Below are 665 nucleotides of genomic sequence, written 5' to 3'. Positions count from 1 at the left end.
GGCCCGCGTGGCGCCGGCATGGAAGGCCCCGAGCCGCGCGGCCAGGCGGTCGATGTCCTGCGGCCCCAGCGTGCCGGCCGCCGCCCGCTCGCTGAACAGGCTGCCGGCCGCGAAGCGCCGCATCCGCACCGCGTGGTCGATCAGCGGGCCGTCGCCGTCGATGCACGGCCCCTGCGGTCCGCCGGTGATGCGGCACACGTCCAGGTACAGGTGCGGCGCGAGGCGCCGGTTCAGCCGCAGTTCCTCCTCGCACAGGTGCAGGCGCTGCGCGGGCTGCGTCGCGTCGACGAAGGGCAGCGCGAGCGGCTTCTTCAGCTTGTAGGCGAACTCGCCGGCCAGCAGCACCCACGACAGGTGGGTCTCGATCAGATCCACCTCGGCGCCGGTGCGCCGGGCCAGCCCACGGCGCAGGGCCGCGACGTCAAGGCGCATGGAAACCCACGGTCTGCGCCATCAGCACCTCCTGGTCGGGCTGCAGGCCGAGCGCGTTGGCGAGCGCCTCGCGGTCGAGCCAGCCGCGCAGCACCGTCGCGAGCCCGGCACCGGCCGCGTACAGGTAGACGTTCTGCGCGATCGCGCCGGCCGACACCGCCGCGAACAGCGTGCGCTGCGACGCCGGCACGCGCGACATGCGCGCATGGTCGAGCACGTAGACGATGTTCAGC

The 665-nt window shown here is 74.1% G+C and carries 1 protein-coding gene and 1 pseudogene; both read right to left on the bottom strand.

Features of this window, described 5'->3' with window-relative positions; all coding sequences use genetic code 11:
* Positions 1-432, bottom strand: a pseudogene (locus AC1D12_RS34780) (bifunctional aminoglycoside phosphotransferase/ATP-binding protein); the annotation flags it as partial.
* A partial coding sequence (locus AC1D12_RS34775; protein ID WP_477845595.1) for a nitroreductase family protein occupies positions 422-665 on the bottom strand: 244 nt, incomplete at its 5' end. The gene AC1D12_RS34775 and the pseudogene AC1D12_RS34780, both read right to left, overlap by 11 nt.

Source organism: Rhizobacter sp. P1_G5, from assembly GCF_056405435.1.
The sequence above is the reverse complement of the archived record's forward strand: the minus strand, read 5'-3'. Positions and strand labels throughout refer to the sequence as shown.